Source organism: Butyricicoccus sp., assembly GCF_977037065.1.
The window spans coordinates 49,753-68,266 of record NZ_CDRQNY010000007.1 but is presented as its reverse complement, the minus strand read 5'-3'; the positions used below and the strand labels follow the sequence as shown (position 1 = coordinate 68,266).

Genomic DNA, 18,514 nt, shown 5'->3' with positions numbered 1-18,514 from the left:
ATCCCTTCTTTGTTACTTCTTGCCATGGTTTTCGATTGCCCAGAGGATCTCCTGATAGATCTTCTCGCTTGCATCGTGCGCCGCCAGCTTTGTCGCGTCGTGCCCCATCCGGTGCAGACGGTCGCGGTCGCTCAGCAGATTCTGAATCTCGTCGTACAGCACCTGCGGGTTGGCATCCTTCTCGAGCAGAACACGGCAGCCGCCCTCCTGTTCGAGCGCGCGCGCGTTCTTCTCCTGATGGTTCTCCGCCACATACGGAGACGGCACCAGCAGTGCCGGACGGCCGAGCATGCACAGCTCACCGAGAGTGGCCGCACCTGCGCGGCACACGATCAGGTCAGCCGCCGCCATGCGGTCGGCCATGTCGTAGATGTACTCGGTCACTTCGATGTTTGGGTGTTCATCAAAGTCGGCGCCTTGCTCCTTCGCCATTCTGGGCAGCCACTCACAGGCCGCCGCACCGGTTGCGTGAACATGGTGATAGGGCACGCCGTTTTTACATTCGAGCGCCAGCTCACCGGCCATGTGCTCGTTCATGTACTTTGCACCCATCGACCCCCAGAAGGAGACGACCAGCTGGTCATCATCGGTCAGACCGAACTTCTCGCGTGCCTTTGCGCGGTCTGCCGCCAGAATCTCACCGCGCACCGGCGCACCGGTCAGAATGATCTTATCTCCGCCGCCGAGCAGCTCCTTTGCCTGTTCAAAGCAGACGAGCACGCGGTCCGCGTCCTTTGCGAGCATCTGCGTTACCTTGCCGGGCAGCGCGTTGACCTCGAGCAGAACAGTCGGAATGCCGAGCTGCTGTGCCGCGCGTACCACCGCAAACGACGCATAGCCGCCGCAGCCGATCACGCAGTCCGGCTTGGCCTGTTTCAGCAGCTTCTTCGCCTTGCTGACCGCCGAGACAGCCAGCTTTGCCGCCTTCAGATTGTGCAGAATGCCCTTCGGGCTCATCGAACGCGACATGCCGATGATCTCGATGGTATCCAGCGGGTATCCCTCACGCGGGACCAGCTTATTTTCAATGCCGCGTGCCGAACCGGCAAAACGCACCGTCGTCTGCGGCTGCTTTTTTTCAAAATAGCGTGCAATGGCAAGACCCGGTGTAACGTGACCGCCCGTGCCGCCTCCCGTAATGTACAGTTTCAAAACTGAGTTCCCCTCTCCTGTTTGTTACTTTTCAAATGCAAGGTAGGATCACATGGTCCGGCAAAGCCCGTTTACCGGATCATGTGGTACTGCCTGACAGTTTGCTGTCGCGAAACTACAGTTTCGCCGACAAGCAGGAACGGACCGCAGGCCGTTCCAAAGTCGTCCGAAAGTTCCCATACGGAAACTTTCTCCCTCCCAAAGTCAAAAAATCCTGCGCTACCCTTGCGCGGCTTCTCGGCCGCGCTGCGCCGATACATGCTCCCGCTTTTTTGGCATTTGCTATGCAAATGCTATTAAATACGCGCTATTGCGCGAAAAGAGCCAAATTGTTATTTTCTGCTTTTGAACAAACCGAAGGCTGTTTGTATGCTGCAAACAGCCTTGAGGCAACACCACACAATTAAACTGCGGCGCTTTACGGAAATTTTGCGTCCTGATGTCGTTGCATTTTTTTGCAATACATCAAGTATTGCTGCAAAACCGCGCCTAATCAGCACGCAAAATTTACTCGCAAATCGCTCTTGTTCAATTATGTGGTATTGCCTCCATCGGCATAACTTAATCCTGATTTCTTCCGTCAATCCGCATATACCGCGATATATTGAGCAGGATGCCCATCTCGCCGAGCTGCAGCAGCAGCGCTGTGCCGCCATAGCTGAAAAACGGCAGAGCCGCGCCGGTTACCGGCATGATGCCGGTGACAACGAACAGGTTCATCAGCGTCTGGATAGCCAGCTTGGCGGTGATGCCGGTCGCCAGAAGACTGCCGAATTTATCCGGTGCATAGCGCGCCACACGGAATCCGCGGTAAATAAGGTACGCGAACAGCAGAATGACCAGCAGAGCGCCGATCAGACCCATCTCCTCGCACCAGGTGGCGAAGATGAAGTCATTATGCGGCTCCGGCAGGTATAGCTGCTTCTGCAGTCCGTTGCCGAGTCCGCGGCCGAGCAGGCCGCCCGAGCCGATGGCGATCTGGCTCATCGAGCCTTGCAGACCTTTGTTCGCCATATCCGAAAACGGATTGAGCCAGACCTCAAAACGGTCTCGTACATGCTTAAACGCAACATAGAATGCCGCAACTACGCCTGCACCCAGTCCCAGAATCGGCGCAAAGTACCACAGGCGCATGCCGCCTGCCAGCAGGATGATAATGCCGATGCCGCAGATGATGATCATCGCCGAGGTATGTGGCTCCAGGTACAGCAGACCGATGTACAGCGCCAGCAGCAGACCGTACGGCTGCACCATGGTCTTGACGCTGCGCACGCTCTTCGGGTCACGCGCCACCCAGTAGGAAAAGCAGATGATGACGGTCAGCTTTGCGATCTCAGACGGCTGAAAGCCGAACAGCCAGCGTTGTGCATTATTAACCGTTGTACCGATGCCCGGTATCACAACCAGAATCAGCAGCGCGACCGATATCCACATGATGATGTTGTGAATGCCCGCGTACATGCGGTACGGAATCTTGGAAAGAACGATCATCGCCGCAAGACCGATCGCGGCGAAAATGCCCTGACGCATGATAAAGTATGTCGCGCTGCCCTTGTAGAACATCGCGTTGGTATAGCTTGCCGAGAACAGCGCGATCAGACCGGTGATCAGCAGCAGCAGCACCGAGAAGAACACACCGGTATCCCAGATGTGCGCCTTCATGCTGCGCATGCGTCTGCGCTTCGGCTTTGCGGTGCCGGTATGGTAACGCTCCTTCGGCACCGGCTCCCGCGAAGGACGCGCCGGTTTGCCGCTCGGCGCATTCCGCGGCATGGGACGGCGCGATGCCGGCCGGTGCTGCGGATTCGTCTTTCCAGTTGTCGAAGCCATAGGGTTACCTCCGAATTACGAATTAAAACAGCGGTGCGAGCGCCACATGGTAGGCCAGCAGGCACAGCACAACCGTGATGCCGGTGAATACCAGCACGATTTTCTTCTCGCACCAGCCGCACATTTCAAAGTGGTGGTGGATCGGCGCCATCTTGAACAGGCGCTTGCCGTGGGTCGCCTTGAAGTAGGTGACCTGCAGGATAACGGACAGCGTTTCGATGATGTAGATCAAGCCGACCAGCAGCAGGATGAGCGGCATTTCACACGCAAATGCCAGACCGGCAACCGCACCGCCGAGGAACAGCGAGCCGGTATCGCCCATGAACACCTTGGCCGGATTGAAGTTATAGCGCAGGAAGCCCAGCAGCGCACCCGCGAGTGCCGCCGAGAAGATCACAACGCCCATATCTCCGCGACGGAAGCCGACGAACACGAAGAAGATGGCAACCGGAAGTGTAACGCTTGCCGCCAGACCGTCGATGCCGTCGGTCAGATTGACGGCGTTGTCCGCGCCGACGATAACGAAGGCCGCGAACACGATGTACAGCGGCCACGGCCAGCTGAACGAAATGCCCGTGAACGGAATCCACAGCTGCGGCAGACCGCTCGACCCCAGGAACAGTACGAGGATGAACACGCCGGCAACCAGAATCTGGAGCACCAGCTTCTGCTTCGGGGTCAGACCCGCGTTTTCCTTTTTCTTGATCTTAGCGTAGTCATCGACCAGACCGACCGCACCGTACGCCACGGCAAGGCCAAGCACCGCAAGCGACGAGACCGAAATCTCACCCATCACGATATTGCCGATAATGACTGCCGCCGCGATACCGATAATGAACATAAATCCGCCCATTGTCGGAATATTCTGTTTGTTCATGTGCCATTTCGGTCCGATTTCGAGAATCTTCTGACCGAATTTCATTTTTCGCAGATAATTGATGACCGCCGGACCGATAGCCAGCGTAATCACCAGTGCGATCGCGAAAACAAGCACAGCCTGTTTCATGCTTCAACTTCCTCCCCTAAAAACATTGCAAGTGCGCGTTCCATGCGCATGCCGCGGCTGCCCTTGAACAGCAGCGCGTCTCCTTTTTTCGCGTCCTCGCGCAGTGCCGCGACAAGTGCGGTCTGGTCGTCGAACGCATACGCATGCTCCATGCCCTTCTCCCTGGCACCGGCTACCATGGCCGCTGCGTCCGGACCGTAGGCGTACAGGGCGTCCGCGTACTGCGCCGCCGCACGACCGGCACGGCGATGACCTTCCTCGGCGTAATCGCCAAGCTCGAGCATCGAGCCGAGAACCGCAAACCGGCGGCCGTCCCCGGCCATGCCGCCGAGCACGGACAGCGTAGCCTCCATCGCATCCGGACTTGCGTTGTAGCAGTCCGCATAGATGTGATAGCCATCCTGCTCATAGATGTTCTGGCGCATGCCGCTTGCCTGATAGCTGACAAGTCCCTGCGCGATCAGCGCGGGTGTTTCACCGAGCAGCAGACCGACGGCTGCCGCCGCCAGTGCATTGAGCACGTTATGCTTGCCCGGAATACTCAGCTTCGCGGTGAATTTCTCTCCGACCGGCAGGTGCGCCGAGGCAAGACCGTTATTTACTATATCAAATGTACCGTCGCTGTGCAAGTCCGCAGTAAGGTCGCAGGCGGAATTTTCGATGCCATAAGTTACCACCTTGCAGCCGAGGCTCTCGCGTTTGTCCCACAGAAGCGGCTCATCGCCGCAGAGAACAGCCGCGCCGCCCTCCTGCAGACCCTCGAGAATCTCCAGTTTGGCCTTGCAGATGCCCTCACGCGAGCCAAGAAACTCGATATGCGAGGTGCCGATGTTGGTGATAACCGCCAGATTCGGCTTGGCAGCCGCCGTCATGCGGGAAAGCTCACCGAAATGGTTCATGCCCATCTCTGCTACCAGCACTTCGGTATCCCGGGTCATACGCATGAGCGTCAGCGGCAGACCGATCTCATTGTTCAGGTTGCCTTCTGTCTTCTGTGCGCGGAAGCCCTGCGAGAGAACGGCATACAGCAGCTCCTTGGTGGTGGTCTTGCCGACCGAGCCGGTCACGCCGACGACCTTGCCGCCGCACATCGTGCGGTAGCCGCCCGCGAGGTCGAGCAGCGCCTGCGAGGTGTTCTCAACGTACAGCGCCGGCACCGGATATTCCTCGTTTTCTCGATGACTCATGACTGCCGCCGCGCCGTTCTCGATCGCCTTGCCGATGAAATCGTGCGCGTCAAACCGCTCGCCCTTGATCGGCAGGAACAGCGCCTCCGGCGGGATCTGCCGCGAATCGGTCGTGACCGCCGTCAGAGCCGCCTCGCCTCTCGCTTCGCCGTGTGTCCATGCCGCCGCCTGCGCTAATGTAAATCGTTCCATGCCGTTTCCCCCAGTTGGTTTTACTTTTGCTTTATTGAGCGTAGGGGCGCACAGTGTGCGCCCGTCTGCCGCTCTTACTTATTGAAAAAATCCGCTACGATCTCGCGTTCATCCATGTGGTGCTTCACATGGTTTACTTCCTGATAGGTCTCATGTCCCTTGCCCATCAGCACGATGATATCGTCCTTCTGTGCGTGTGCAAGTGCCCAGTGGATCGCCTCCGGACGATCGACAATGACCTGCATCGGCGTATCCGAATCCTTCATGCCCTCGAGAATATCATCAATGATGGCCTTCGGCTCCTCGGTGCGCGGATTATCGCTCGTTACAACGCAGAAATCCGCGAGATCCGCCGCAATTTTACCCATCTTCGGGCGCTTGGTGCGGTCACGATCGCCGCCGCAGCCGAACAGAGCAACGACACGGCCCTTTGCAAAGCCGCGAACGGCCTTGAGCACGTTCTCCACGCCGTCCGGCGAGTGTGCGTAGTCGATGAGCACGGTGTAATCGGTATCGGTCGGCACGACCTCAACACGGCCCTTGACGCCGGTTGCAGTTGCCATGGACTTCGCCGCATCCGCAAGCGGCATGCCGAGCTGCAGCACAATGCCGAGCGCGGTCAGTGCATTCTCGACCGAGAAATGACCCGGAATCGGCAGCTTGACATCTGCCTTTTCGCCCTGATACTGTGCGGTGAACTCCACGCCGTCCGCGTGCAGCTGCAGGTCGGTCGCTTCGAGATCGGCCTCCGGCTTGCCGCAGGAGAACGTCATGCACGGGCACTTTGCGTCCGCGAGCATCTTCTCCGCCGCAGCATCATCCAGATTGATAACGCCCTTCTTGCTGATGGAGAACAGCAGCGCCTTTGCCTTGCGGTACTCCTCCATGGTCTTGTGGAAATCGAGGTGATCCTGCGTCAGATTGGTGAACGCGCCTACCGCAAACGGAATGCCGTGTACGCGGTCAAGCACCAGGGAGTGCGAGGAAACCTCCATGATCACATGCGTGCAGCCTGCGTCTCTCATGCGGGCAAACAGCGCGTGCAGTTCGTAGGATTCCGGCGTGGTGCGCTCGGTCTCGATCACTTCATCACCGATGAGGTTCTGGTTGGTGCCGATCAGACCCACCTTGTGGCCTGCGTCCTCAAGCATGTGCTTGACGAGGTAGGTCGTGGTGGTCTTGCCGTTGGTGCCGGTCACACCGAGCATGACCATGCTCTCTGCCGGATGACCGAAGCGGTTTGCCGCAATCTCAGCCAGCGCGATACGGGAATTCTCCACAACGACTGCGGGGACGCCCTCCGGCGCCTCCTCGCAGACAACGGCTGCCGCGCCCTGCTCCATCGCCTTGGCGATGTACTTGTGGCCGTCGGTCGCGTAGCCGCGGATGGCTACAAACAGGTCGCCCGGCTGTACCGCGCGGGAGTCGTAACGCACTTCCTTGATCTCGATATCCTGTGCGGCAGTGCTGTTTTTCACTGCTACATCCTTCAAAAGTTCCTGTAATTTCATAATTTCCTCCTATCGGTCGTTGACCGTCGTTGTATCAGAAAATTCTACCGTGACAACCGCACCGAGGCTTACCTTGGTACCGGCCTCCGGACTCTGCTTGGTCGCGGTAGTGTCGCCTGTGATCTGCGCGGACGAAACACCCTTCTGCTTGAGGTACAGACCGTACTCCTCCAGCGTATCGCGGCACTCATCCGGCGACATGCCGGACAGATCGGGCACTTCAACGGCCTCAGTCGGCTTTTCCTCGCCCATGTAGACGATAACCTTGCCGCTGGCCGCAATGCGCATGCCTGCATTCGGCACCTGATCGGTGACGGTATCGCCGTCGCCCTTGATGATGCAGTCAAAGCCTGCGTCGGACAGCGTGGAAATCGCATCGTCGCGCGTCTTGCCGGATACACTCGGCACGGTCAGCTCGCGGCGGTCGCTCTCGCTGTCGTCGTAGACCGGCGTAATGCCGATATACGGCAGCACATCCTCCATGATGCGGCCGACAACCGGAGCGGCGATCGTACCGCCGCTATGCGTCGCGGATTCCGGCAGATCGTTGATGGCGACCAGAACCGCGATCTGCGGATCGTCCATCGGCGCTACACCGATAAAGGATGCCGTGTAGCGGTCCTCCTTATCCGTGCGGTTGCCATCGCTGTCGTACTCGGGCAGGATCTCGGACGTTGCGGTCTTGCCGCCGATGCGGTAGCCCGAAACATAGGCATTCTTGCCGGTGCCGTTTGCGACAACCTGCTCCATCGCCTCGCGCATGTAAGCGGAGGTATCCTCGGAAATGACCTGACGGACCACCTCGGTCTCGTTCGTAGACTTGACCGAACCGTCTCCGCCCAGCACTTCCTTGACAACATACGGCTTTTTCAGCTTGCCGTCGTCCACGATCGCGCAGACCACGTTCAGCATCTGAATCGGCGTAACCGTGAAACGCTGACCGAACGATGCGGTCGCCAGTGCGACTTCGTTCCAGTCACTGGCAACATCCAGCTTGTGGAACTGGCCCTTGCCCTCACCCGGCAGGTCGATGCCGGTCGGCTCGGTCAGGCCGAACGCCTTGTAAAAGTTGTAAAACCGATCCATGCCGACGCTCTGGGCAATCTGCATCATCGCTACGTTGCAGGAATTCATCAGGGCTTCGGTCAGCGTCTGCATGCCGTGGCCGCTTGTGTTTGCACACTTGATCTCCCAGTTCTCCACCTGCAGGGAGCCGCCGCAGTAGTAGGTGTCCTCAGCATGGGCAGCACCCAGATCATACGCCGTGGAGACCGTCATCAGCTTGAAGGTGGAGCCCGGCTCGTAGTTATCCGCGATAACCGGATTGCGCCAGGTTTTCATCAGGATATTCACGCGGGCGCTGCCCAGCGCATCTACCAGATCGGAATTGTCATGAATCGCCTCCGGCAGATTGTCCAGACCGCCCTCTTCATACCAGGCATCCGGAATTTCGACCTTGACGTTCTCATCCTTGAGGATTTTCGCAACATTTTCCTTGAGCTCGTTGATATACTTGTCGCTCGTCAGCTTGTAGGCATCGTTCGGATCAAAGTCCGGCAGGTTGGCCATTGCCAGTACCTCACCGGTCTTGACGTTCATAACGATGCCGGAAACGCCGTCTCGCGCCTCCGGATTGTCGGCAAGTGCGGTCTCGAGGTGCTTTTCCAGATAGTTCTGGATATCGCTGTCGATGGTCAGCACAAGAGAGTTGCCGTCGGTCGCCGGAATGTACTGCTGGGTTTCCGGCATGATATCCCTGTTCTGCCGGTTCTGCACGCGCACCAGACGGCCCGCCTTGCCGGAAAGCTCATCGTTATACTCGGATTCCAGACCGTATGCGCCGTTGTTGTCGCTGCCGACGTATCCCAGCACCGCAGACAGGAAGGCGCCGTGCTGATAGTACCGCTTGGTATCCGGCTCAGAGTAGACGCCGGTGCAGTCTGCCGCTTCGAGCTTCTCATCCAGCTCCTTGGATACGTCCTTATCGACCTTCTGCGCGATGATCTCGTACTGCGAATTGGTTTTCTGGATCTTGGCCATTACGGTATCGTAATCCACATCCAGCGTTTCAGACAGGATGGTCGCAAGCGTCTGCTGCTGACTTTCCGCCGTGATGCCCTTCTTGACCTTGCTCTCGTCCACAACGGCCTTCGGATCGACCGTAATGCGCTCTACGGCGGCGGATTCAGCCAGAACCTGCATATTCGCGTCGTAGATCTTGCCGCGGTTGGGCGTGATGAACGTGTCGCGCGTCTGCAGCGCCGTCGCCTGCTGCACATAGAAATCGTGATTGAATACCTGCATATACAGCAGCCGCACGCCTACCAGTCCGAAACCGATCAGTGCAAACAGCACAGTCAGCCCGCGGATACGCGTGCGCATTTGATGGTTGGGTCCCTTAACTGCCATTTAGTCAGCCTCCATATTGTTCCTGAAAAAGCGTAAGGAGTCAGAAGTTATCCACCTCTCACTCCCCTGTACGCATTGTATTCAACTGCTTATCGGATATATTCCACAAGTGCGGAAAAGCGCGCTGCCAGTGCGCTCCACAGACCGCGCAGCGTCATGCTGTCGTCTGCAACGGTGACAAGATCCGGATTGGTCAGCTCCACATATTCGATCTGCGAATTGTCCAGCTTTACCATTCCGAGCGTGTCCGTGGCGTACTGCTCTACCTCATCCATGTTCATGCTGTTCATCTGCTTGGTCGTCAGAGAAACATTCTCCGACTGCAGCTCGCTGAGCAGGTCGCTCTGCTCACTCGCTTCCGCGGTAAGCTGGGTCAGCTGCATCTGGCAGAACAGGATAAACGCCGCCGTGATCGCCACCAGAAAAATGCACGGATACACGCCCTGCATCACAGCAGGCTTGCGGCGGTGCTTCTTTTTCTTGACCGGCGCTGCCGCTACCTGCAGATGGCGTTTCGGCTGTACCTCACGCTGCGCAGGAACCTGATCTTCATATTTTCTTGCCGCGTTGTTCCTGCCAGAAGCCATCTTGCGCTTTCCTTTCTTTTGAATTTGCTTTTTCGGTTTAGATTTTTTCACAAACCCGGAGCTTCGCGCTTCGGGCGCGCGGATTCTCCTCAATTTCCCTTTCATCCGGCAGGATCGGCTTGCGCGGCGTCAGCCGAACCTTCGGCTTTTTGCCGCAGATGCATACCGGAAAGTCCTTCGGACAGGTGCAGCCCTGTGCCGCCTGCTGAAAAGCCGCCTTGACGATGCGGTCCTCCAGGCTGTGGAAGGTGATGACCGCCAGTCTGCCGCCCGGATTGAGACAGTCGATGGCTTTTTCCATTGCTTCCCGCACCGCGCCCAGCTCATCGTTTACCGCAATGCGGATCGCCTGAAAGCTGCGCTTCGCCGGATGCTGCTTTTCCCGCAGCGCTTTCGCGGGCATGGCGCCCTTGATCACACGGACAAGCTCCAGCGTGGTCTCAAGCGGCTTATCTGCGCGTTCGCGCTCGATCGCCGCTGCAATCAGCGGTGCGTAGCGCTCCTCGCCGTACTCAAACAGAATGCGGCGGATCTCCTCGCGGCTCCAGCCGTTCACCACATCATACGCGGTCAGCTTCTGCTGCCGGTCCATGCGCATATCGAGCGGCGCATCCTGCATATAGGAAAAGCCGCGCTCTGCATGGTCCAGCTGCGGGGAGGAAACGCCGAGGTCGAACAGAATACCGTCCGCACCTGCCAGTCCCTGTCCTTCGAGTACCTTGTCGATATCGCGGAAGTCGCTCTTGACCGGTGTGACACGCTGCCATACATCCTTGAGGCGGTCCTTCGCGTTTTCGAGTGCTTCGTCATCTCTGTCAATACAGATCAAACGGCCGGTATCATGCAAACGCTCCGCAATGCGGAGCGAGTGACCGGCGCCGCCGGTCGTGGCGTCCACATAAACGCCGTCCGGCTTGATCTGCAGAGCCTCAAGGCAAGGCTCAAGCAAAATGGATACATGATGAAATTCCATAGTTCCCTGCCCTTTTGTTAAAAATCAATATCTTCTACGTCCGCGGCAACAACTTCCGCGTCGATCTCGTCATTGTAAGCGCGCCACTTGTCGCTGTTCCAGATTTCCGCGTGGTCGAGCTGACCGATCACAGTAACATCCTTCTGCAGCTCCGCAAAGGTACGTAGGTTTGCGGGAATGAGGATTCGGCCCTGTGCGTCGAGCTGTGCATCGAACGCATTGGCGAAGTAGTAGCGCTTGACGCGTCTTGCCTTTTCGCCGTTGCCGAGCGTGCGGATCTTGTCCTCCAGACGCTTCCATTCGGCTTCCGGATAGACGGACAGACAGCCATCGAGGCCCTTGGTGACCGTGAAGTGCTCGCCCAGCTCCTCGCGCAGCTTGGCCGGCATTGCCAGACGACCCTTAGCGTCTATGGAATGCTTGTATTCGCCCTTCACTCATTCACACCTGCCCTTCCGCTTTGGTGGAATTCGTGACACTTTACCCCACATCTCTCCACCTTGATTTTATTATAGCGGTACGGAGAATAGATTGCAAGATATTTTTTGCATTATTGCACGAAAAATTCGGGCGTTTTTCTTGCAAATTTTATAGTTTTCGCAATTTTTACGAACAGTTGTTCGATTGTGTTCGCACGCGGTGTTTTCCTGCATTTTACTGCGAAGTGGAGAGTTATCCCAAAGTTTATCCACAGAGTGTGTATTTTTGTGCAATTTCAGCCGGACATTTTTCAGCCCGGTGGCGCAAAGTGGGTGTGAGGTTCTCTTTTTCGGCGTTGGTGGTGAGGAGTGGTGATGGCGTGGTGCAGACAAGGTGACGGTCGTTATCAAATAAAATTCGCAGGTGCCGTCCGCGACAACGCGTAAGCGAATTGTGCGGCACTGTCATGCCGCACCCAGCGTAGAGTTGCCGATATGTGTAGCAGTACGCTGTCTGTGAACTGCAAATTTTTCACGAAAGGCACGCAACGGTAACCCAACTGCCGTTCCTCTATTTCGCAGCGGTCGCCGCTCTCTGGTTTGCGCCAGACTCTCTTAGGAAAGGGGTGATTCACAAGAGGGTAGAAACCTTGGTGTCTACCCTCTTGTGCGCCCGCCGCGCAGGCAAGAACCGTTCGCTTCGCAAGCGACAAATTCCCGTTGTGCCGGTACCGCAAAGAACACGAAAAAGCAGCCACCCGAAGGTGACTGCCTGCATTTCGGTTTTACTTTGCGATGCTCTTGAAGCGCTGGCGTGCCTTGCGGACCTCCTCCAGACCGAGAGCCACTGCCTCCTCGGTACGCTTGAGGGTATCCTCGCAGTACTCATTTGCCACGCGGCGCAGCTCACGAGCCTGAATCTCGGCGTTGCCCTGTACTTCCTTGGCCTTGCGGCGTGCCGCTACGACGATCTCGGTCTCGGAGACCATCTGACGTGCATCCTCCTCAGCCTGACGGCGGATCGCCTCAGCCTCGCGCTTGCCGGATGCCAGCATCTCACTGCGCTTTGCAACAATTTCCTGTGCCTGCTGCAGATCGTTCGGCAGAGCCTCACGCAGCTCGTCCAGCATATCCAGCATGTGGTCGCGCTCTACGATGCACTTCTCGCCTGCCAGCGGAATGCCCTTTGCGTCCTGCACCATATCATACATGCGGTTAATGAGTTCCTCTAAAGTTGCCATTTTACTCTCCCTTTCTAATTCGGCGCACAATGTCCTGCATAATCCCCTCGGGAACAAAATCGGCGACACCGCCGCCGTGTACCGCAATATCCTTCACGATCGAGGAAGAGAGGTACATATATTCCGCACTTGTCATCAAAAACACGGTATCCAGCTCAGGATTGAGCTTGCGGTTGGCAAGTGCCATTTGGAATTCGTATTCAAAATCCGAAACCGCACGCAGACCCTTTACGATGACGCATGCGTTTTTCTGCTTGGCGTAGTCTGCCAGCAGGCCGCCGAAGGATTCCACCTCGACGTTCGGCAGGTCAGCCGTTGTCCGCTTTAAGAATCCCACACGTTCCTCGGCGGAAAAAGCGGGTTTTTTGTTCTGGTTGTGCATTACCGCAACGATCAGCCGATCAAACATGACCGACGCACGGCGGATGATATCCAGATGTCCCAGTGTAACAGGGTCAAAGCTGCCCGGATAAATCGCAATTTTCATTTATTTCATTCCGTTTCGCCACTCTGCCGCTGCAGAATGGTAATCATGGTAGCGCCGTAGCGGCGTTCCCGCACGACTGCGAAGCCGTGGGAGAATCTGTCCTCTACTGCACTTTCGCATATTATTATACCATTTACAGAGAGAATGTCAAACGTTTCTATCTGTTTCAGCGCATTTTCTAAGATCACGCCGCCGTACGGAGGATCCAGAAAGATCACGTCGTACCGTTCCCTGCCTGCTTTGGAAACAAATTCCGCTGCCTCCGTGCGGTGGAGCGCCGCCTTATCCTTCACACGCGCACTTTCGACGTTTTTGCTCACGATGCCGTAAGCTGTCTTGTTGTGCTCGACAAAATCGCAGTGAGCAGCGCCGCGCGAGAGCGCCTCAATGCCAAGCTGACCGGTGCCCGCAAACAGGTCGAGCACCTCGGCACCGCGCACATGATCCTGTATCAGATTGAATACGTTTTCTTTTACCCGATCGGTGGTCGGGCGGGTGTTCATGCCGGGCACGGGCTGCAATTTACAGCCCCGCGCAGTTCCGGATACAACTCTCATGGTAGCCTCCTGCTGAAATTTTTTAACAATAACATCACTCTATCGTGTAGGGCGGGATGAGAGCACCCCGCCCTATGGAAACCCAGATACATCATACGGTTTCGTAATATTTATGAATCCTGATGAAAAAATTCGTATACGCTCTGCGCGGCATTCCTCGGCAGAATTCTCGCCAGCTCCTGCTCGGACGCCTGCTTGATATTCTCAATGCTGCCGAAGTGCTTGAGCAGGTCGGTTCTGCGCTTATCGCCCACGCCCGGGATTTTATCCAGTGTGGAGCCGCGCACCTTTTTGCCGCCCAGCTTGCGGTTATACTCGATGGCGAACCGGTGGACCTCCTCCTGCATGCGGCCGATGAGCGCAAACAGCGCCGGAGTCGCCGAGATGCCGAACTCACGGCCGTCCGGCGCAACGAGGGCACGGGTACGGTGGTGGTCGTCCTTGACCATGCCGAAGCACGGAACCGACAGCCCGAACGAGTCGAGCACCTCCTTGCAGACGTGCACATGACCCAGACCGCCGTCGATCATGAACGCGTTCGGCAGCGGCGCAAACTTCTCGTCGCCGTCCACATAGCGCTGCACGCGGCGCGTGAGCATTTCACGCATGGAGGCATAGTCGTCCTGCCCGTTGGCGGCACACGCAATCTTAAACTTGCGGTAATCGCTCTTTTTCGGCTGACCCTCGACAAATACGATCATCGAGCCGACCGTATCCTGTCCGGCGAAGTTGGAAATGTCGTAGGCTTCCAGCCGGAGCGGCAGTGCCGCCATACCGGTGACATTCTGCAGCAGTTCAAGCGATTTATGCCGTCTCTCGGACTGCTTCTCGCGGCGTTCGATCTCCTCGAAGGCGTTTTTCTCCGCGAGGCGGGTCAGCACCCGGCGTTCGCCGCGCTGCGGCACGGCAAGCTCCACCTTGCGCTCTGCGATGGACGAAAGATATTCGCCGACGGCGTCCTGCTCCTCGATCTCGTGCGAGAGCAGAACGGTTTTCGCCACCGCATTGCGCTGTGCATAATACTGCTTGATGAACGAGGAAAGCACCTCGGCAGGGTCGCTCTCGGTGACGTGGAAGAACGTGTATTCCTTATCCTGCAGCGTGCCGCCGCTGTAATGCAGCACGCAGACACACGCGCGGGTCTGTCCCTGCACAAAGGCGATAACATCCAGTTCCGCGAACGCACCCGCGACAACATGCTGCTTGGCGCCCAGCTTCTGGATGGCACGCAGACGGTCGCGCAGGACGGCGGCACGCTCGAACTGCAGTTCCTCGGCGGCTTCGTTCATCTTCTCGGTCAGCTCACGCTCGAGTTTTTTTGCGTCGCCCTCGAACAGCGAGATCGCCTGTTCGATCAGCGCGTGATACTCCTCCGGACTGACCTTGCCGGTGCACGGCGCGCAGCAGCGGCCGAGGTGCAGATTCAGGCACGGACGGTCCTTGCCGATGTCCCGCGGAAAGGAACGCGCACAGCTTTTCAGGTGCAGTGCTTCACCAATCGTATCAATCGCTCGTCTTGCGGCGCCGCGGCCCATGTACGGACCGAAGTACCGCGCTCCGTCATGTACAGGCTTGGAGACAATTTTGAAATCCGGGTAGGACAGAGTGGTGTCCAGCCGCACATAGGGATAGCCTTTGTCGTCCTTGAGCAGAATGTTGTACTTCGGCTTGTACTTCTTTATCATCGAGTTCTCGAGCACGAGCGCTTCAAACTCGCTGTCTGTGACGATGATATCGAAGTCGTCGATATGGCTGACCAGCTGGCGCGTCTTGGCGTTCAGCCGTTCGGGCGGCTGAAAGTAGTTGGACACGCGGTTGCGGAGCAGCTTGGCCTTGCCGACGTAAATCACCTTGCCGGTCTTATCCTTGTGCATATAAACGCCGGGCTGCATGGGCAGCCTGCGCACGCGCTCCTTCAGCTGTTCTCTTGTCATGCGGACTGTCCTCCTTGCCCTCAATCGTCATTTGCAAAAATAAAAGCGCCGATCAAAACAACCGGCGCTTTTCCCTCAGGACGCGATAACTTAGTCAGTAAAATTGGATGTGATAAGCTCAACCAGCGCGGAAACAGCCTCTTCCTCATCCGGGCCGTCAGCGATCAGGTTGATGGTAGTGCCCTTGGTGATACCCAGGGACAGAATGCCGAGCAGGCTCTTCGCGTTTACGCGGCGCTCTTCCTTCTCTACCAGGATGGTAGACTTGAACTCATTTGCCTTCTGAATGAAAAAAGTTGCCGGGCGGGCATATAAGCCTACCTGATTGGTAACCTGTACCTCTTTTGAATACATATCTGCATCGCTCCTATTTCTTCAAATCCGTTGTATATAGTCTATCGCTTTTTTGCATTTTCGTCAAGGACTATTTCCAGATGTGCCCTTTGCTTTTTAAATGAATTTTTCAAAAAACGTACTGATTTATAGGGCATTATGCCCTATTCGCCGGTTTCCGATTCCTAAAACAGGTATTTTTAGGGCAATACCACATAATTCATTAAAAGAGATCTATGCGTAAACTGTGCAGGATTGCCTCAGCGCAATTCGACGATCGTTACGCCCTGCTCTCCTTCGCCGTAAACACCGCTGCGGACGCTCTTGACGCGCTTGTTTTTCCGCAGATGCTGCTGCACAGCCGTGCGGAGCACGCCAGTTCCCTTGCCGTGGATGACCGTGACAGACGGCAGTCCGGCCATGATGGCGCGCGACAGGAAGTTGTCCACCTCGAAGAGGGCCTCCTCGGCGCTCATGCCGCGCACATCGACTTCGCTTTCCGCCGAGCGGATGTTAAGTTCGCGTCTCGGCGCATCTCTTCTCGGCTGCGGCTTGGGCTTGGGCGCGTTCTTCTTTTCCTCCACGAGACGCAATTCGTTCTCCTTAACCGTCATCTTCATCGGGCCGGCCTGCACCTGCACGCTGCCGTCCCTGTCCGCCGGAGCGAGCACGGTCGCAATGACGCCGCCGACGTTGAGCAGGCGCACGCGGTCGCCCTTCTGCACCGAACGAACCTCGTCAGCCTCGACAACGCGCTTCTGAATACCGCGGCGCTGTTCGTTCTCGGTCTGGGTGATGACACCGCGCAGCGCCGCCTTGGCTGCCGCAAGGTTCTGGTCGGCGTTCTTCTTCTGCGCCTTCTTTTTGAGCGTTTCCAGCTCGTCAAACACGGTTTCCGCCGTCATGCGGGCATTTTTGAGGATGTTGTCTGCCTGTCCGCGGGCGCTCTCCATCATCTTGTCCACACGATCCTCGGCGGCATCGCGCTCGGCACGCATCTTGTCGCGCTCGGACTGCGCCGCAGAGCGCATGCGCTGCGCTTCTTCCTTCATCTGCTCGACACGGCGGCGTTCGCGCTCAAGCTCGGCCAGAACGTCCTCGAAACGGGCATCCTCGGTGGAGACCTGTTCCTTCGCCCGCTCGATGATGGTCGGCTGCAGACCCAGACGAGCCGCAATCGCGAACGCATTCGACTTGCCCGGAATGCCGGTCAGCAGACGGTAGGTCGGCTGCAGGGATTTGACGTCAAACTCGCAGGAGGCGTTCTCAACGCCGTCCGTGGTCAGCGCAAAGGTTTTCAGCTCGGCGTAGTGCGTGGTGGCGGCAACGCACGCGCCCATCTGGCGGGCATAGCCGATAACGGCAACCGCTAGAGCCGCACCCTCAACCGGGTCGGTGCCCGCACCCAATTCGTCGAACAGCACGAGGTCGCCCTGCCCGCAGCAGTCCATGATGGACACGATGGTCTTCATGTGCGCGGAGAACGTGGACAGGCTCTGCTCGATGCTCTGCTCGTCACCGATGTCGGCGTAAACGTGCTCGAACAGGCCGATTTCCGACTGCTCGTTCGCCGGAATATGCAGGCCGCTGGCAGCCATGAGCGACAGCAGACCGAGGGTTTTGAGCGAAACCGTCTTGCCGCCGGTGTTCGGGCCGGTGATGACGAGGGTGTCGTAATCATAGCCGATGGCGATGTCGATAGGCACCGCCTTGTCCTTATCCAGCAGCGGATGGCGCGCGCGAAGCAGCTTGCAGCGGCTGCCGTCCTCAACAAGCACAGGCGCACAGGCATTCATGTCGAACGACAGCTTGGCACGCGCAAAGATGAAGTCCAGCGTGGTCAGCGCATCGTAGTCCTGCTCGATGGCACCCTTGTACATGGACACGCGCGACGACAGCTCCGCGAGGATGCGTTCGATCTCGTTTTCCTCTCGGCCTTCGAGCACCTTAATCTGGTTGTTGATTTCCACGACCTGCTGCGGCTCGACGAACACAGTCGCACCGGTGGACGAGGTATCGTGCACCAGACCGGGCACATCGCCGCGGTGCTCCACCTTGACCGGCACAACGAAGCGACCGTTTCTCTGGGTGATAATATTCTCCTGCAGGTACTTGGAGCGCTCACCCGAGATCATGCGGTTGAGCGTTTCGCGCACCTTGCCGGACACGCGGCGCAGTTCTCGGCGGATGCTCAGCAGCTCGGGAGACGCGCCGTCTGCAATCTCCTCCTCGGAGATGATAGCGGTCGTGATAGATTCCTCCAGATCACGGTTGCCGGAGAGCAGACCGAAAATGGGCGTGAGCGTGGTCTTGGTTTCGTGCTCGGCATCGTACAGCAGAGCACGGCGCGCGGTCTGCAGCAAGCTTGCCACCGCCAGCAGCTCGCGCGGGTTGAGCGTGCCGCCGCGGTCCGCGCGGGACAGGATCGCGCCTACTTCTCGGATGCCGCCAAAGGCAGGACTGCCCTGACGAACCATCAGATCCTTCGCATCCGTGGTCTGCTGCAGCCACAGCTCGGCCTGCTCGTGGTCGTCCAACGGACGAAGTGCACGGCATTTCTCCTTTGCCGCCTGGGATGCCGCCTGTCCGGCCAGTTTTTCCAGTATTTCGTAGTATTCCAGTGTTTTAAGGGATTTTTCGCCTAATTTGTTCATTTCAAACTCCCGTAAAATCTTCTTGTTGTTTATTCGCTTTCG

Annotated in this window: 15 protein-coding genes; all 15 read right to left on the bottom strand. The window is 57.5% G+C overall.

The features are described 5' to 3' along the window. Positions 1–12: 12 nt before the first annotated feature. Positions 13–1,152 (bottom strand): undecaprenyldiphospho-muramoylpentapeptide beta-N-acetylglucosaminyltransferase, encoded by a 1,140-nt coding sequence (gene murG, locus ACWVX6_RS04360; RefSeq protein WP_270579428.1) that lies wholly within the window; start codon positions 1,150–1,152, stop codon positions 13–15. 561 nt (positions 1,153–1,713) lie between these two features. Beyond that, positions 1,714–2,982, bottom strand: coding sequence for an FtsW/RodA/SpoVE family cell cycle protein (locus tag ACWVX6_RS04355; protein WP_118760310.1), 1,269 nt, complete (start codon positions 2,980–2,982; stop codon positions 1,714–1,716). Between the two features lie 22 nt (positions 2,983–3,004). Further along, positions 3,005–3,988, bottom strand: coding sequence for a phospho-N-acetylmuramoyl-pentapeptide-transferase (mraY, locus tag ACWVX6_RS04350; protein WP_118760309.1), 984 nt, complete (start codon positions 3,986–3,988; stop codon positions 3,005–3,007). Next, a complete protein-coding gene (locus ACWVX6_RS04345) occupies positions 3,985–5,367 on the bottom strand; it encodes a UDP-N-acetylmuramoyl-tripeptide--D-alanyl-D-alanine ligase (RefSeq protein WP_455152442.1) in 1,383 nt (460 codons plus the stop codon). Before ACWVX6_RS04345 ends, mraY begins: the two co-directional genes overlap by 4 nt. Positions 5,368–5,441: 74 nt before the next feature. After that, the gene (locus ACWVX6_RS04340) at positions 5,442–6,878 is read right to left on the bottom strand and encodes a UDP-N-acetylmuramoyl-L-alanyl-D-glutamate--2,6-diaminopimelate ligase (RefSeq protein WP_270384346.1); all 1,437 of its coding nucleotides are present in this window, start codon (positions 6,876–6,878) and stop codon (positions 5,442–5,444) included. Positions 6,879–6,887: 9 nt separating this feature from the next. Then, complete coding sequence (locus tag ACWVX6_RS04335; RefSeq protein ID WP_455152441.1) at positions 6,888–9,287, bottom strand: penicillin-binding transpeptidase domain-containing protein; 2,400 nt, start codon at positions 9,285–9,287, stop codon at positions 6,888–6,890. Positions 9,288–9,376: 89 nt separating this feature from the next. Continuing rightward, entirely contained in the window at positions 9,377–9,874 is a 498-nt protein-coding gene (locus ACWVX6_RS04330) for a hypothetical protein (protein ID WP_117750935.1), read from the bottom strand. A 37-nt stretch (positions 9,875–9,911) separates the two neighbouring features. After that, positions 9,912–10,847, bottom strand: coding sequence for a 16S rRNA (cytosine(1402)-N(4))-methyltransferase RsmH (rsmH, locus tag ACWVX6_RS04325; RefSeq protein WP_455152440.1), 936 nt, complete (start codon positions 10,845–10,847; stop codon positions 9,912–9,914). Between the two features lie 17 nt (positions 10,848–10,864). Then, entirely contained in the window at positions 10,865–11,284 is a 420-nt protein-coding gene (gene mraZ / locus ACWVX6_RS04320) for a division/cell wall cluster transcriptional repressor MraZ (protein ID WP_227600590.1), read from the bottom strand. Positions 11,285–12,051: 767 nt separating this feature from the next. After that, entirely contained in the window at positions 12,052–12,507 is a 456-nt protein-coding gene (locus tag ACWVX6_RS04315; protein ID WP_110436330.1) for a hypothetical protein, read from the bottom strand. A 1-nt stretch (position 12,508) separates the two neighbouring features. Continuing rightward, on the bottom strand, positions 12,509–12,994 hold the full coding sequence (gene coaD / locus ACWVX6_RS04310; protein ID WP_118760304.1) for a pantetheine-phosphate adenylyltransferase: 486 nt from the start codon (positions 12,992–12,994) through the stop codon (positions 12,509–12,511). A gap of 5 nt (positions 12,995–12,999) precedes the next feature. After that, on the bottom strand, positions 13,000–13,551 hold the full coding sequence (gene rsmD / locus ACWVX6_RS04305; protein ID WP_117489382.1) for a 16S rRNA (guanine(966)-N(2))-methyltransferase RsmD: 552 nt from the start codon (positions 13,549–13,551) through the stop codon (positions 13,000–13,002). Between the two features lie 110 nt (positions 13,552–13,661). Then, positions 13,662–15,485: an excinuclease ABC subunit UvrC gene (gene uvrC / locus ACWVX6_RS04300; protein ID WP_455152439.1), complete on the bottom strand. Its 1,824-nt coding sequence runs from the start codon at positions 15,483–15,485 to the stop codon at positions 13,662–13,664. Between the two features lie 90 nt (positions 15,486–15,575). Then, the gene (locus ACWVX6_RS04295) at positions 15,576–15,839 is read right to left on the bottom strand and encodes an HPr family phosphocarrier protein (RefSeq protein ID WP_107632189.1); all 264 of its coding nucleotides are present in this window, start codon (positions 15,837–15,839) and stop codon (positions 15,576–15,578) included. Positions 15,840–16,078: 239 nt separating this feature from the next. Further along, positions 16,079–18,472 carry an endonuclease MutS2 gene (locus tag ACWVX6_RS04290; RefSeq protein WP_188885434.1) on the bottom strand — a complete coding sequence of 798 codons (2,394 nt, stop codon included), beginning with the start codon at positions 18,470–18,472 and terminating at the stop codon, positions 16,079–16,081. Between the last annotated feature and the right edge of the window lie 42 nt (positions 18,473–18,514).